Raw genomic sequence first — 14039 nt, 5'->3', positions numbered from 1 at the left:
GTATGGATGCCGTGAACGAATTCATCGCCCAGGCGGCCGCGTCCCCGTGGGTGTACCTGGTCGTGTTCGCCGTCGTGCTGGTGGACGCTTTCTTCCCTCCGGTCCCGAGCGAGTCCGTGGTCATCGCCGCGGCGGCTGCGGCGGTCGCCGTCGGGACCCCGAACCTTGCGCTGGTGATCGCGTGCGCCGCGGCAGGAGCGATCGCCGGCGACAACCTGACGTACGCCATCGGGAGGCGCGTGCCGCTGGAGCGCATCCGGCTGCTCCGCGGTCCGAGGATGAGCGCCGCCCTGGCACGGGCGCGGAGCGGGATCCACAAGCGGACCGGCGTCCTCGTGCTCTCGGCGCGCTACGTGCCGGTGGGCCGGGTCGCGGTCAATCTGATGGCCGGAGCCTCCGGCGTCGCCGCGCGGCGGTTCCTGCTGTTGTCGTCCGTGGCCGGCGCCTCGTGGGCGGTGTACTCGGTTACTGTGGGGGTGATCGCGGCGCAGTGGCTGGGCGGCAACGCCCTGCTGGCCATGATCGTGGGCATCGTGCTCGGCGTCTCCACAGGTGTCGTCATCGACGCGGTCCTCCGCCGAGCCGCCCGGCGACGGGAGCGGAGGGATGCGGATTCGCTTCCCGAGCCGGCGGTCCTGGCCGCCGCACCGTCCGTATCGTACGCAGAGGAGGTCGTCCGTTGACCACCACATCGACCCCCGCCGCACCGTCGACCGGTGCGCTGCACCTCGACCGTGCACGGGTGCTCCTCTGGGGCATCACGACGACCGCCGCCGTCGCGATCCTCGTCGTCTCGTCGGTGCTGTCCGCCACGCTCTACGGCGTGCCGGTCATCGTCGCGCTGCTGGTCTCGCTCGTGCTGGGCGGTGCGATCCCCGTCGCCGTCGTGCGCCCTGCCGCGGCCGTGGCGCTCTCCGCCGCCGCGGTCATCCTGCTCGCCCTGCTCGGTTCGCCGGACACGGGCAGCCCGTGGCCGGTCGCTGTGCCGTCCACCATCGCCCTCGCGGCGACGCTCGCCATCGCGGTGGCGCAGTCCGCGTGGCGGACCGCTGTGCCCGTGTGGGCCGTCGCCGTGGCCGCGGTCACGATCGTCGGCTCGACGGGCCTGCGCCCGCCGGCCACCGCCGGTGCGGTCACGGCCGACCTCGTCGTGTTCGCCGCGGTGACCGCGACGGCCCTGCTCGGCGGCCTCCTCGTGTCCCGCTGGCAGGACGTGCGCCGTCAGTTGCTGCGGGAGCAGCGCATCTCCGCCTCCGAGCAGGCGCTGCGGGAGGTCGCCGAGGAGCGCACCCGGATCGCCCGGGAGCTCCACGACGTGGTCGCGCACGGCATGTCGGCCATCCAGGTGCAGGCGTCGAGTGCGCGGTACCGCCTGCCGGACCTGTCGGACGAGGCGGCGGCCGAGTTCGACGAGCTGGCGGCGACGGCGCGCAGTGCGATGGGGGAGATGCGGATGCTGCTGGGCGTGCTCCGCAGCGAGGACGTCGCCGTCGAGACCGCTCCCCAGCCCGGTGTGGCGGACGTGCGTGCCCTCGTGACGGGAGCCGGCCGCCGCGGGACCGTCCGTCTCGACGACCGCCTGGATGCGGACGCTGCTGCCCGGCTGGAGCCCGTGGTGTCGCTCGCGGTGTACCGCATCGTGCAGGAGTCGCTGAGCAACATCGCGCGCCACGCCACCGGAGCAGGAGCCGAGGTCGTGATCGAGCGGACGGCGGAGGGTCTCGTGGTCACGGTCGAGAACGAACAGGCCCCGGGGCGGCCGGCGTCGGCTCCCGCGCCCGAGAGCGGCGGCCACGGCATCCGCGGCATGCGCGAGCGCGCCGAGCTACTCGGCGGCTCCCTCGAGGCCGGGCGTCGCGCCGACGGCGGCTACCGGGTGCGCGCGATCCTGCCTGTCGCCGCGCCGGGAGGGGACTCATGACGATCAGTGTGCTCGTCGTCGACGACCAGGCGATGGTGCGGGCGGGGTTCGCCGCGATCCTCGCCGCCCAGGACGGCATCGAGGTGCTCGGCCAGGCGGCGGACGGCGCGGAGGCCGTAGAGCTCGCCCGGCGCCTGCGGCCCGACGTGGTGCTGATGGACGTCCGGATGCCCGTCATGAACGGCATCGAGGCCACCCGGGAGCTCGTGCGGCCCACGCGGGGCGACCCGCACCGGCCGCTCGTGCTCGTGCTGACGACCTTCGACGCGGACGAGTACGTCTACGACGCGCTCAGCGCCGGTGCGAGCGGTTTCCTGCTCAAGGACGCGCCTCCCGCCGACCTGGTACAGGCCGTGCGCGTGGTCGCTGCCGGTGACGCCCTGCTGGCGCCGCGGGTCACCAAGCGGCTCCTGGAGCGGTTCGGCTCGCTGCGACCGGCCGGCGGAGCCAAGGCGCAGCGCCTGGTCGACTTGACCGAGCGCGAGCGGGAGATCCTGGTGCTGATCGGGCGGGGGTTCTCCAACGCCGAGATCGCCGCCGAGCTCTTCATCGCCGAGCAGACCGTGAAGACGCACGTGAGCCGGGTGTTCGCGAAGCTCGGCCTGCGCGACCGCGTGCAGGCGGTCATCCTCGCGTTCGACGCCGGTCTCGTGGAGCCGACTCCCTGAGTCGCGCCCCGGCGTCGCGCCCTGAGTCGAACAGAGCCCCCTACTCCGGTAGGGGGCTCTGTTGGCTCTCGGGGGTGACGCGGCCGCCGGAACCCCGTTGAGACGCTCTGACCGTCGGCCCGCCGGGCCGCACGGAAGGAGCCACGATGTCCCTGTCCCTCGTCAGCAGCCGAGCGCCGCGCACCGCCTCCACGGCGCGATCCGTCACGCGCACAGCCGCCCGGCGCGACCCCGCGGTGGACATCGCCCGCGCTGTCTGCCTGGTGGTCGTCGTCCTGCTGCACGCTCTGATGGTCGGTGTGAGCGTCGGAGCGAGCGGCCCTGTCCTCGAGAACGCGATGGAGGGATGGCCCGGGTTCACGGCCCTCAGCTGGGTGGTCCAGGTCATGCCGCTCTTCTTCCTGCTCGGCGGATTCTCCGCGCACACCCAATGGGAGCGGATGCGCGAGCGCGGTGCCGGCTATGGCGACTACCTGGCGGGGCGGATGCGCCGCCTGTTCGCACCTGCAGCCGCGGCGCTCGTCGCGGTCGCGGTGATGCTGAGCGTGCTCTCGCTCGCGGGCGTCCCCGGGTCCCTCGTCGCCGTGGCCGGGTTCCGGATGAGCCAGCCGCTCTGGTTCCTCGGCGTCTACGTGCTCTGCACGGCGGCCGTGCCGCCGCTGGTCGCGCTCCATCGTCGCGCGCCCCTCCTCGGGCTGGTGCTCCCCGCCGCGATCGCGATCGCGATCGACGTCCTCCGGGGATCGACCGGCGTGACGGCGATCGGCTTCGCGAACCTGCTCTTCGTCTGGCTGGCCGTTCAGCAGCTCGGGTTCTGGCTCGCCTCCGGCCGGCTCGACGGTGTCGGGCGCCGGACGCTCGGCGCGGGCGCCGTGGCGGCGGCGGGAGCGCTGGCGCTGCTCTGCTCGACGGGAGTCTGGTCGTTCGACATGCTCGCCAACCTCAACCCGCCGACCACGGCGCTCCTCCTGCTGGCGCTCGTACAGCTCGCGGTCTTCCGCCTGGTCGCGCCTACGTTGCGAGCGGTCGCCGGGCTCCCGCTCGTCGAGCGTGCGGTGGGATGGGTCTCCGCCCGCGCCATGACCGTCTACCTCTGGCACATGCCGGTGCTGATCGTCCTCGCCGGCGCGCTCCTCGTCTCCGGTGCCGAGCTGCCGCGGCCGCTGAGCGGCGCGTGGTGGCTCGCACGGCCCGCCTGGCTCGTGATCGTGCTGATCGCGGTCGCCGGCGTGGTGGCCGTCGCGGGCCACTTCGAGACCGGTCGCCCGGCGACGCCGTCGACGTCGCCGAGCGCATCTCCGCGTGCGCTCCTCTCCGCCACGGCCGGTGCGGGCGGCGTGCTCCTGGTGCTCCTCGCGGGTGCCTCCATCGCCTCCTGGGTGGCCGCGGCCGGCCTGGCGTTCCTGGCGCTGCGGATTCTGCGGAGTTCGGACATGCCGGGCGCCGTCACTCGGTAGGCTGGGCGGACACGCATCGCAAGGAGGAGAACAGGTGGCCACCGACACCGCGCAGCAGGAAGTGCTGATCGTCACGGGCATGTCGGGGGCGGGCCGTTCGACGGTCGCCAACGCGCTCGAAGACCTCGATTGGTACGTGGTCGACAACCTCCCGCCGCAGATGCTGCGGCCCCTGATCGAGCTGGCGAACCGCGCCGAATCCGGCCTTCCGCGCATCGCGGCGGTGGTGGATGTGCGCGGCCGCAACTTCTTCGTCGACCTGCGCGAGATGATCCAGAGCCTGCGCGAGGGCACCAAGGTGCGCGTGCTGTTCCTGGAGGCCGCCGACGCGGTGCTCGTGCGCCGCTTCGAGCAGGTGCGGCGACCGCACCCCCTCCAGGGCAACGGCACGATCCTCGACGGCATCGGCGCCGAGCGCGCGCGACTGCGCGAGATCCGCGAGGCGAGCGACCTGATCGTCGACACCTCCGACCTCAACATCCACCAGCTGGCGATGAACATCACCGAGACGTTCGCCGCCGAAGGGACGGCCGGCGTCCAGGTCACGGTCCTGAGCTTCGGCTTCAAGTACGGCCTGCCGCCGGACGCCGACCTCGTCGCCGACGCGCGGTTCCTCCCGAACCCGTTCTGGATCCCGGACCTGCGCCCGCACACGGGCCTCGACGAGGTCGTCAGCGACTACGTCCTCGCCCAGAACGGCGCGGAAGAATTCATCTCCGCCTACGTCACCGCGCTCCGCCCGATCTTCGAGGGTTACCAGCGTGAGAACAAACGACACGCCACGATCGCGATAGGCTGCACGGGAGGGAAGCACCGGTCCGTCGCGATTGCGGAAGAGCTCGCGGCACGGTTGCGCAATTTCCCGGGTCTCGCGGTGAACACCAAACACCGCGACCTCGGCCGTGAATGACGCCGGTCGACCGCTTCACGGCGCCATCCACGCCGTCGCTCAACAGTTAGGAATCCGATTGGCTCTCACTGCCGACGTCAAGGACGAGCTCACGAAGGTGCAGGTCAGCAAGACGACCGTCCGCGCCGCCGAGCTCGCCACCATCCTCCGCTTCTCCGGGGGGCTGCACCTCATCGGCGGCCGCATCGCGGTGGAGAGCGAGCTCGACACCCCGGAGCTCGCCACGCGCGTGCGGAAGGACCTCGCGGAGCTGTACGGCGTTCGCAGTGAAGGATCCGTCATCTCGGCGTCCGGCATCCGCCGGAGCCCGCAGTACCTGGTCCGCGTGCTCGACGGCGGCGAGACGCTCGCCCGCCAGACGGGACTGCTCGACGCCCGCCGCCGGCCGATCCGCGGTCTCCCGAACCGTCTCACCACCGGCTCGCGCGACGAGCTCGCGGCCGTCTGGCGCGGGGCGTTCCTCGCGCACGGCTCGCTCACCGACCCGGGACGCTCGGCCGCCCTCGAGGTGACCTGCCCCGGCAACGAGGCCGCGATGGCACTCGTCGGCGCCGCCGGCCGGCTCGGCGTGGCCGCCAAGGCCCGCGAGGTCCGGGGCGTGCACCGCGTCGTCATCCGCGACGGCGAGGCCATCAGCGCCATGCTCGTCCAGATGGGTGCGGCCCAGACCGTCGCCAACTGGGAGGAGCTGCGGCAGCGCCGGGAGGTGCGGGCGACCGCGAACCGCCTGGTGAACTTCGACGACGCGAACCTGCGCCGGTCCGCACAGGCCGCCGTCGCCGCCTGCGCCCGCGTCGAGCGCGCGCTCGAGATCCTCGGCGACGACGTGCCCGAGCACCTGCGCTACGCCGGCGAGCTGCGCCTCTCGCAGCGCGACGCGAGCCTCGACGAGCTCGGCCACCACGCCGACCCGCCCATGACGAAGGACGCCGTCGCCGGCCGCATCCGCCGCCTCCTGGCGATGGCGGACAAGCGCGCCTCCGACCTCGGCATCCCCGGAACCGACGCGAACCTCCCGGCGGACCTCGACGAGGTGTAGGTTCCGTGGCGTACGGCGTAGACCGGGAAGCATCCGGACGCCGCCGGGGTTGCCGTCACTAGACTGGAAAAGTCGCCCGCTCCCGGCGGATCATTCGCGCCGGGACACACCTGAGGAGATGAGTAATGGCTGACTACACGCTCGCAGACCTTCCGTACGACTACTCGGCGCTGGAACCGAACATCAGCGGTCGGATCATGGAGCTGCACCACGACAAGCACCACAAGGCGTACGTCGACGGTGCGAACACCGCCCTCGTCAAGCTGGCCGAGGCCCGCGACGCGGACGACCTGGGCAACGTGAACAAGCTCCAGAAGGACCTCGCGTTCAACCTGGCCGGACACGTCAACCACACGGTGTTCTGGAACAACCTGTCTCCGGACGGCGGTGACAAGCCGACCGGGGAGCTCGCCTCCGCGATCGACGAGTTCTTCGGCTCCTTCGACAAGTTCCGCGCCCACTTCACCGCGTCGGCGCTCGGCATCCAGGGCTCCGGCTGGTCGATCCTCGCCTGGGACTCGCTCGGTCAGAAGCTCATCATCGAGCAGCTCTACGACCACCAGGGCAACCTCGCCGCGGCGACCGTGCCGCTCCTCCTGCTCGACATGTGGGAGCACGCGTTCTACCTCGACTACGTCAACGTCAAGGCCGACTACGTCAAGGCGTTCTGGAACATCACCAACTGGGCCGACGTCCAGGAGCGCTTCGTGAAGGCGCGCGAAAAGACCTCGGGCCTGCTGCTACTGTCTTAATCAGGCGAGGCGTCCCGGGAGGACACCTCCCGGGACGCCGCCGTCCGCTTCACCCACCCACATCAGCGCCGTCGGGCGCCCATCAAGTAACTGGAGACATCTGTGTCCGTAAAGATCGGAATCAACGGGTTCGGTCGCATTGGTCGCAACTACCTGCGCGCGGCCCTCGCGAAGGGCAGCGACCTCGAGATCGTCGCGGTGAACGACCTCACCGACAACAAGACGCTCGCACACCTGCTCAAGTACGACTCGATCACGGGCCGCCTGGACGCCACGGTGGAGCTCGACGGCGACAACATCGTCGTCAACGGCAAGCCCATCAAGGTCCTCGCGGAGCGCGACCCCGCCAACCTCGGCTGGGGCGACCTGGGCGTCGACATCGTCATCGAGTCGACCGGCCGCTTCACCAAGGCCGCCGACGCCAAGAAGCACATCGAGGCCGGCGCCAAGAAGGTCATCATCTCCGCTCCGGCGACCGATGAGGACGCCACGTTCGTCATGGGTGTCAACGAGCACCTGTACGACCCCGCCGCGCACAACATCATCTCCAACGCGTCGTGCACCACGAACTGCCTCGCGCCGCTCGCCAAGGTGTTCAACGACAAGTTCGGCATCGAGCGCGGTCTCATGACCACGGTCCACGCGTACACCGCCGACCAGAACCTCCAGGACGGCCCGCACAGCGACCTCCGCCGCGCCCGCGCCGCCGCCATCAACATCGTCCCGACCTCGACCGGCGCCGCCAAGGCGATCGGCCTGGTCCTCCCGGAGCTCAAGGGCAAGCTCGACGGCTTCGCGCTGCGCGTGCCGGTGCCCACCGGCTCGATCACCGACCTGACCGTCACCGCCTCGCGCCCGGTCACCGTCGACGAGATCAAGGCCGCCTACAAGGAGGCCGCCGAGGGCGAGCTCAAGGGCATCCTCAAGTACACCGAGGACGAGATCGTCTCCAGCGACATCGTCAGCGACCCGCACTCGTCGATCTTCGACGCCGGCCTCCTGCGGGTCCTCGGCGACCAGGTCAAGCTCTCGAGCTGGTACGACAACGAGTGGGGTTACTCCAACCGCCTCGTCGACCTGACCGAGTACGTGGCCGAGCGCCTCTAACCCCAGGGAACCGACGTGACGCTCCGCACCCTTGATTCACTCGGTTCGCTCGCCGGCAAGCGCGTCGTCGTCCGCTGTGATCTGAACGTCCCTCTGAAGGACGGCTCGATCACGGACGACGGCCGTGTGCGAGCGTCGATTCCCACCCTGAACGCCCTGATCAATCAGGGCGCGAAGGTGGTCGTCATCTCCCACCTCGGGCGCCCTGAAGGGGCTCCCGACGCGAAGTACAGCCTGGCACCGGTTGCCCAGCGGCTCAGCGAGCTGCTGGGCACACCGGTGACCTTCGCCCAGGACACCGTCGGCGCCGGGGCCGAGGCCGCCGTCGCCGGTCTGAACGACGGCGACGTCGCCCTGCTCGAGAACCTCCGCTTCAACCCGGGGGAGACCAGCAAGGACGAGGGCGAGCGCTCGGCGTTCGCTGCGAAGCTGGCCGCCTTCGGCGACGCGTTCGTCTCCGACGGTTTCGGCGTCGTGCACCGCAAGCAGGCGAGCGTCTACGAGCTCGCCCAGGCCCTCCCGAGCGCCGCCGGCTTCCTCATCGCGACGGAGCTCGACGTGCTCGACCGGCTGACCGAGAACCCCGAGCGACCGTATGCGGTCGTGCTCGGCGGCTCGAAGGTCTCCGACAAGCTCGGCGTGATCGGTCACCTCCTGCCGCGCGTGGACTCGCTCCTCATCGGCGGCGGGATGCTCTTCACCTTCCTCGCGGCTCTCGGCCACAAGGTGGGCTCGAGCCTGCTCGAGGCCGACCAGATCGAGACCGTGAAGGGCTACCTCGCCACGGCGAAGGAGCGCGGCGTCGAGATCGTGCTCCCGCGCGACGTGGTCGTCGCCTCGAAGTTCGGCGCCGACGCGGAGCACGTCGTGCGCCCGATCGACGGCATCGAGGACACCGACTGGGGTTCCTCCGGTCTCGGACTCGACATCGGTCCCGAGACCGCTGAGTTGTTCTCGGAGTACGTCCGCGGTGCGCGCACCGTCTTCTGGAACGGCCCCATGGGTGTGTTCGAGCTGGCCCCGTTCGCGGCCGGCACCAAGGCCGTCGCGCAGGCGCTGACCGAGGTCGACGGCCTCGGCGTCGTCGGCGGCGGCGACTCGGCCGCCGCGGTCCGCGCGCTCGGCTTCTCGGATGACCAGTTCGGTCACATTTCTACGGGCGGCGGAGCGAGCCTCGAGTTCCTCGAGGGCAAGCGCCTCCCGGGTCTGGAGGTCCTCGGATGGCAGCAGTGAGCCCCTCGGTGCGGCGCGTCCCGCTCATCGCCGGCAACTGGAAGATGAACCTGGACCACCTCCAGGCGATCGCGGTCGTGCAGAAGCTCGCGTGGACCCTGAAGGATGCGGGCCACGACTTCTCCGCCGTCGAGGCGGCGGTCTTCCCGCCGTTCACCGACCTGCGCAGCGTGCAGACCCTCGTGTCGGCCGACAAGCTCCCGATCGCCTTCGGCGGCCAGGACGTCTCGGAGCACGTCTCCGGTGCATACACCGGCGAGATCTCGGCGGCGTTCCTCGCCGCGCTCGAGTGCCGCTACGTCATCATCGGCCACTCGGAGCGTCGCACGCTCCACGGTGAGACCGACGAGCAGGTCGCCGCCAAGACGGCCCAGGCGATCGCGCACAACATCGCGCCGATCATCTGCGTCGGCGAGACCGCGGAGGACCTCGAGGTCCACGGCGCCAGCGCCGTGCCGGTCGCGCAGCTCCGTGCCGCCCTCGCGCAGGTCGACTCGGCGGCGGACTTCGTCATCGCGTACGAGCCCGTGTGGGCGATCGGCTCCGGTCAGGCGGCGACGCCCGAGCAGGCCGAGCAGGTCGCGGCCGCGCTGCGCGCCGTCATCGTCGAGCTCCTCGGCGAGGACGTCGCGGCCAAGACGCGCATCCTCTACGGCGGATCGGTGAAGTCGAGCAACATCGCCGCGTTCATGCGCGAGCCGAACGTCGACGGCGCGCTCGTCGGCGGCGCGAGCCTCGACGTCGCGGAGTTCTCGAGCATCATCCGCTACCAGAAGCACGTCGGTATCTGACGCGTTCCGCGGTTCTCGGCCCGTCCGGATATACTGGTCGTTGGCTTTCCCCGGGCATTCTCCCGGGTGTTGTTACGCGAAAGGTAACTCGTGCAGATTCTCCAGGTCGTCCTGCAGGTGCTGCTGGGCATCACCAGCCTCCTGCTGACCCTGCTCATCCTCTTGCACAAGGGGCGCGGCGGCGGTCTCTCCGACATGTTCGGCGGCGGCGTCACCTCGAACCTCGGCGCCTCGGGCGTGGCTGAGCGCAACCTCAACCGGATCACGGTCGTTCTCGGGATCATTTGGATCACCTGCATCGTCGTGCTCGGGCTGATCACCAAGTTCAGCGCTTAGTCAGCGCTCTTCATCAGAGGAGAACCATGGCTTCCGGAGGAAGTGCAATTCGTGGGTCGCGCGTCGGCGCCGGCCCGATAGGCGAGCAGGACCGCGGTTTCCACGCGGACCGCATCGCCGTCTCGTACTGGGACGCTCTCGGCAACGAGACCGTCCGCTACTTCGCGGCGAACCTGCCCGAAGAGGAGATCCCCGAGACGATCGACTCCCCGTCCAGCGGGCTCCCCGCCGGCCGCGACAAGGAGAACCCGCCGTCGGTCGCCAAGGCCGAGCCGTACAAGACGCACCTCGCCTATGTGAAGGAGCGTCGCTCGGAGGAGGAGGCGGAGCAGCTGCTCGAGGACGCCCTCAACCAGCTCCGCACCCGGCGCGGCAAGCCCACCAGTAACTGACGCAGCGCGTCGCAGAAGGGCCGCTCACGATCTCGTGAGCGGCCCTTCTGCATGCCCGGAAGCGCGCGCCTCGCCACCGGATACGACGAAGCCCCGCCGGTCGTGACCGGCGGGGCCAGGTGGTGTCGCGGCAGTGCTGTCGCGTCAGTGCTGTGGCGTCAGTAGCTCGGCGCGATGAGGTTCTCGGGAACGTCGACGGCGGCATCCTTGTCCACGAAGAACACGGTGCGCTTGCGGCCCTTGGCCCCGGCGACCGGGACCTCGGTGTAGCTCGCACCCGCCAGGGCGAGGCCCAGGGCGCTCGCCTTGTCCGTGCCCGACAGGACCAGCCAGATGCGGTCCGATGCGTTGATCACCGGGCGCGTGAGGCTGAGCCGCTCCGGCGGCGGCTTCGGCGACTCGCGCTCGGCGATCACCGTGGCCTCCGTCTCGCGGATGCCCGCACGGTCGGGGAACAGGGACGCGATGTGCCCGTCCGGCCCGACACCGAGGAACATGATGTCGAACCGCGGGAACTCGAGCCCCTCCGACGCGAACGCCTCGAGCTCGGCCGCGTAGACGCGCGCAGCCTCGTCGAGATCGGCGATCTCGTCGGACGCCGGGAACGGGTGGATGTTCTCCGGCGGCACCGCGATGTGGTCGAGCAGGGCCTCACGGGCCTGGCGCTCGTTCCGGTCGGCGCTGGACTTCTCGACGAACCGCTCGTCGCCCCACCAGAAGTGGACCTTCGACCAGTCGATGGTGTCGCGGGCGGGGGAGGCGTTGACCGCCTCCAGCACCGCGATGCCCATGGTCCCGCCGGTGAGTGCGATGTTCGCCCCGTCGAGGTCGTCGAGGATGTCGATGGTCTTGGTCAGGAACCGTGCGGCCACCGAAGCCGTGAGGGCCTCCTTGTCGGGGTGCACCAGCACCCGCCGTTCATTCGTCATGCGTGCGCGCCCGCTCCTTCGTCAGAGGTCTCGAGCAGTCCGAGACCCTGGGTGATCACCTCGCCGTAGAGGTCGTCCGGGTCCAGCCTACGCAATTCCTCCGCGAGGCAATCGCGGAGGCTGCGGCGCGGGAGGGCCAGATCGTGCGACGGCTGACCGGGCTGGGAGAGACGCGCCACGTTCGGCACCTCGCGCTCCAGCTCGATCGTGCCGGAGGCACGCTCCATGCGGACGCCGTGGATGCCGCCCGAGCCGACCGCGCGCGAGGCGAGGTCGTACTGCACGGGCACCTGCAGCTGCAGGCGCAGCCACGCGGCGAGGAGGAGGGTGCTGGGGGAGTCCGCCGCACCGGCGACCTCCACCGACGTGATCGGCTCGTACGGCGGCTGGTCGAGCACCGCCGCGAGCTGGGCGCGCCACAGGGTGAGGCGCGTCCAGGCGAAGTCGGTGTCGCCCGGCGCGTACGTCTCGGCCAGGTGGTACAGCGCCTCCTGCGGGTTCGGCTGCGCGGACGCGTCCGTGATGCGGCAGGTCGCGATGCGGCCGAGCGGGGAGTGGGACACCTTCGCCGGAGCGATGCCCGGCCACCACACCACGACGGGGGCGTCGGGGAGGAGCAGGCCGGTGACCAGTCCCTCCTCGTCGCTCGCCGTCTCGCCGTAGGCGCGCAGCACGATGACCTCGCTCGCGCCGGCGTCGCCGCCGACGCGGATCTGGGCGTCGAGACGGCCCTCACCGTTGTGGCTGCGCTCCTCCTCGGTCGAGACCACGATGACGCGCATCGGGTGCTCGCGGGAGGCGTCGTTGGCGGCCTCGATGGCCTCCTCCTCCTGGCCAAGGTGGGTGGCGATGATGAGGGTCAGCACGCGGCCGAGGGCGACGGCGCCGCCCTCCTCGCGGATCTTCACCAGCGTCTTGGAGATGTTGCTGACGGTGGTGTCGGGCAGATCGACGATCATGGGCGCCTCCAGACGCGGCCGTCGCGGGCGAGGAGCTCGTCGGCGGACTTCGGGCCCCAGGTGCCGGGGCGGTACTGTTCGGGCTGGCCCTGGGTCTCCCAGAACTGCTCGATCGGGTCGAGGATCTTCCAGGAGAGCTCGACCTCTTCGTGACGGGGGAACAGCGGCGGGTCGCCGAGGAGCACGTCCAGGATGAGCCGCTCGTACGCCTCCGGGCTCGCCTCGGTGAAGGCGTGGCCGTAGCCGAAGTCCATGCTCACGTCGCGCACCTGCATGCCGGCGCCGGGCACCTTCGAGCCGAAGCGGATCGTCACGCCCTCGTCCGGCTGGACGCGGATGACGAGCGCGTTCTGGCCGAGCGCCGAGGTCTGCGACTCCGCGAACAGCTGCTGCGGAGCGCGCTTGAAGACCACGGCGATCTCGGTGACGCGGCGGCCGAGGCGCTTGCCCGCGCGGAGGTAGAACGGCACGCCCGCCCACCGGCGCGTGCCGATGTCGAGCTTGATGGCCGCGTAGGTCTCCGTGGTCGACTCGGGGTTCATCCCGTCCTCGTCCAGGAAGCCGACGACCTTCTCGCCGCCCTGCCAGCCGCTGGAGTACTGCCCGCGGGCCGTCGCCGTGGCGAGGTCCTGGGGCAGCCGCACCGCGGCGAGCACCTTCTCCTTCTCGGCGCGGAGGTCCGCGGCGTCGAAGGAGATGGGCTCCTCCATCGCCGTGAGGGCGAGGAGCTGGAGCAGGTGGTTCTGGATGACGTCGCGGGCGGCGCCGATCCCGTCGTAGTAGCCGGCGCGGCCGCCCACGCCGATGTCCTCGGCCATGGTGATCTGCACGTGGTCGACGTAATTGGCGTTCCAGATCGGCTCGTACAGCTCGTTCGCGAAGCGCAGCGCCAAGATGTTCTGGACCGTCTCCTTGCCGAGGTAGTGGTCGATCCGGAACACCGAGTCGGGCGGGAAGACCGACTCGACGACCGCGTTCAGCTCGCGCGCCGACTGCAGGTCGTGCCCGAACGGCTTCTCGATCACGACGCGGCGCCAGCCGTCGCCGGACTGGTCGGCCAGGCCCGAGCGGCTGAGCTGCTCGGTCACGATCGGGAACGCCTTCGGCGGGATCGAGAGGTAGAACGCGTGGTTGCCCATCGTTCCGCGCTCACGGTCCAGCTCCTCGACGGTCTCCTTCAGGCGCGCGAACGCGTCGTCGTCGTCGAACTCGCCGGGGACGAACCGGATGCCCTGCGCGAGCTGCTTCCACACGTCCTCATCGAACGGGGTGCGGGCGTACTGCTTGACCGCGTCGTGGACGACCTTCTCGAAGTCCTGGTCCTCCCAGTCGCGCCGGGCGAACCCGACGAGCGAGAACCCGGGCGGCAGGAGGCCGCGGTTGGCGAGGTCGTACACGGCCGGCATCAGCTTCTTGCGGGAGAGGTCTCCCGTCACACCGAAGATGATGAGACTGCTGGGTCCGGCGATGCGGTTGAGGCGTCGATCGGAGGCCAACCGCAACGGGTTGAACTCCGGGGTGATTTCCACCGGGGACATCGATCTC

The 14039-nt window shown here is 70.6% G+C and carries 15 protein-coding genes; 12 read left to right on the top strand and 3 right to left on the bottom strand.

Going from position 1 to position 14039, the window contains the following annotated elements:
• Positions 1-2: 2 nt before the first annotated feature.
• The 12 genes from FHX33_RS06570 (at position 3) to FHX33_RS06515 (ending at position 10606) form a co-directional block, all read left to right on the top strand.
• Entirely contained in the window at positions 3-683 is a 681-nt protein-coding gene (locus FHX33_RS06570) for a DedA family protein (RefSeq protein ID WP_021758303.1), read from the top strand.
• A complete protein-coding gene (locus FHX33_RS06565; protein ID WP_246396877.1) occupies positions 680-1921 on the top strand; it encodes a sensor histidine kinase in 1242 nt (413 codons plus the stop codon). The genes FHX33_RS06570 and FHX33_RS06565 overlap by 4 nt, the downstream gene beginning before the upstream one ends.
• Positions 1918-2589, top strand: coding sequence for a response regulator (locus FHX33_RS06560; RefSeq protein ID WP_021755903.1), 672 nt, complete (start codon positions 1918-1920; stop codon positions 2587-2589). Before FHX33_RS06565 ends, FHX33_RS06560 begins: the two co-directional genes overlap by 4 nt.
• A gap of 146 nt (positions 2590-2735) precedes the next feature.
• Positions 2736-4046, top strand: a complete 1311-nt coding sequence (locus FHX33_RS06555) for an acyltransferase family protein (protein ID WP_183428283.1) — start codon at positions 2736-2738, stop codon at positions 4044-4046.
• A 34-nt stretch (positions 4047-4080) separates the two neighbouring features.
• Positions 4081-4956, top strand: a complete 876-nt coding sequence (gene rapZ, locus FHX33_RS06550; protein WP_021764721.1) for an RNase adapter RapZ — start codon at positions 4081-4083, stop codon at positions 4954-4956.
• Between the two features lie 58 nt (positions 4957-5014).
• A complete protein-coding gene (gene whiA, locus FHX33_RS06545; RefSeq protein WP_179702058.1) occupies positions 5015-5995 on the top strand; it encodes a DNA-binding protein WhiA in 981 nt (326 codons plus the stop codon).
• Between the two features lie 125 nt (positions 5996-6120).
• Positions 6121-6747 (top strand): superoxide dismutase, encoded by a 627-nt coding sequence (locus FHX33_RS06540; RefSeq protein WP_021764737.1) that lies wholly within the window; start codon positions 6121-6123, stop codon positions 6745-6747.
• Between the two features lie 102 nt (positions 6748-6849).
• Complete coding sequence (gene gap / locus FHX33_RS06535; RefSeq protein WP_021764736.1) at positions 6850-7854, top strand: type I glyceraldehyde-3-phosphate dehydrogenase; 1005 nt, start codon at positions 6850-6852, stop codon at positions 7852-7854.
• Between the two features lie 15 nt (positions 7855-7869).
• Positions 7870-9087 carry a phosphoglycerate kinase gene (locus tag FHX33_RS06530; RefSeq protein WP_021764735.1) on the top strand — a complete coding sequence of 406 codons (1218 nt, stop codon included), beginning with the start codon at positions 7870-7872 and terminating at the stop codon, positions 9085-9087.
• Positions 9075-9878, top strand: coding sequence for a triose-phosphate isomerase (gene tpiA, locus FHX33_RS06525; RefSeq protein WP_021764734.1), 804 nt, complete (start codon positions 9075-9077; stop codon positions 9876-9878). The genes FHX33_RS06530 and tpiA overlap by 13 nt, the downstream gene beginning before the upstream one ends.
• Positions 9879-9968: 90 nt before the next feature.
• Positions 9969-10214 (top strand): preprotein translocase subunit SecG, encoded by a 246-nt coding sequence (secG, locus tag FHX33_RS06520; RefSeq protein WP_021764733.1) that lies wholly within the window; start codon positions 9969-9971, stop codon positions 10212-10214.
• A gap of 26 nt (positions 10215-10240) precedes the next feature.
• Positions 10241-10606 carry an RNA polymerase-binding protein RbpA gene (locus FHX33_RS06515; protein ID WP_021764732.1) on the top strand — a complete coding sequence of 122 codons (366 nt, stop codon included), beginning with the start codon at positions 10241-10243 and terminating at the stop codon, positions 10604-10606.
• A gap of 158 nt (positions 10607-10764) precedes the next feature.
• Here FHX33_RS06515 and pgl read toward each other — a convergent pair whose 3' ends face one another.
• The 3 genes from pgl to zwf are packed head-to-tail and all read right to left on the bottom strand — an operon-like array spanning position 10765 to position 14032.
• On the bottom strand, positions 10765-11535 hold the full coding sequence (gene pgl, locus FHX33_RS06510; protein ID WP_021764731.1) for a 6-phosphogluconolactonase: 771 nt from the start codon (positions 11533-11535) through the stop codon (positions 10765-10767).
• Positions 11532-12494: a glucose-6-phosphate dehydrogenase assembly protein OpcA gene (locus tag FHX33_RS06505; RefSeq protein WP_021764730.1), complete on the bottom strand. Its 963-nt coding sequence runs from the start codon at positions 12492-12494 to the stop codon at positions 11532-11534. The genes pgl and FHX33_RS06505 overlap by 4 nt, the downstream gene beginning before the upstream one ends.
• Positions 12491-14032, bottom strand: coding sequence for a glucose-6-phosphate dehydrogenase (gene zwf / locus FHX33_RS06500; protein ID WP_021764729.1), 1542 nt, complete (start codon positions 14030-14032; stop codon positions 12491-12493). The genes FHX33_RS06505 and zwf overlap by 4 nt, the downstream gene beginning before the upstream one ends.
• Between the last annotated feature and the right edge of the window lie 7 nt (positions 14033-14039).

The organism is Leifsonia aquatica (genome assembly GCF_014190775.1).
GTDB classification, from domain to species: domain Bacteria; phylum Actinomycetota; class Actinomycetes; order Actinomycetales; family Microbacteriaceae; genus Leifsonia; species Leifsonia aquatica.
This window is presented reverse-complemented; position numbering and strand designations above follow the sequence as displayed.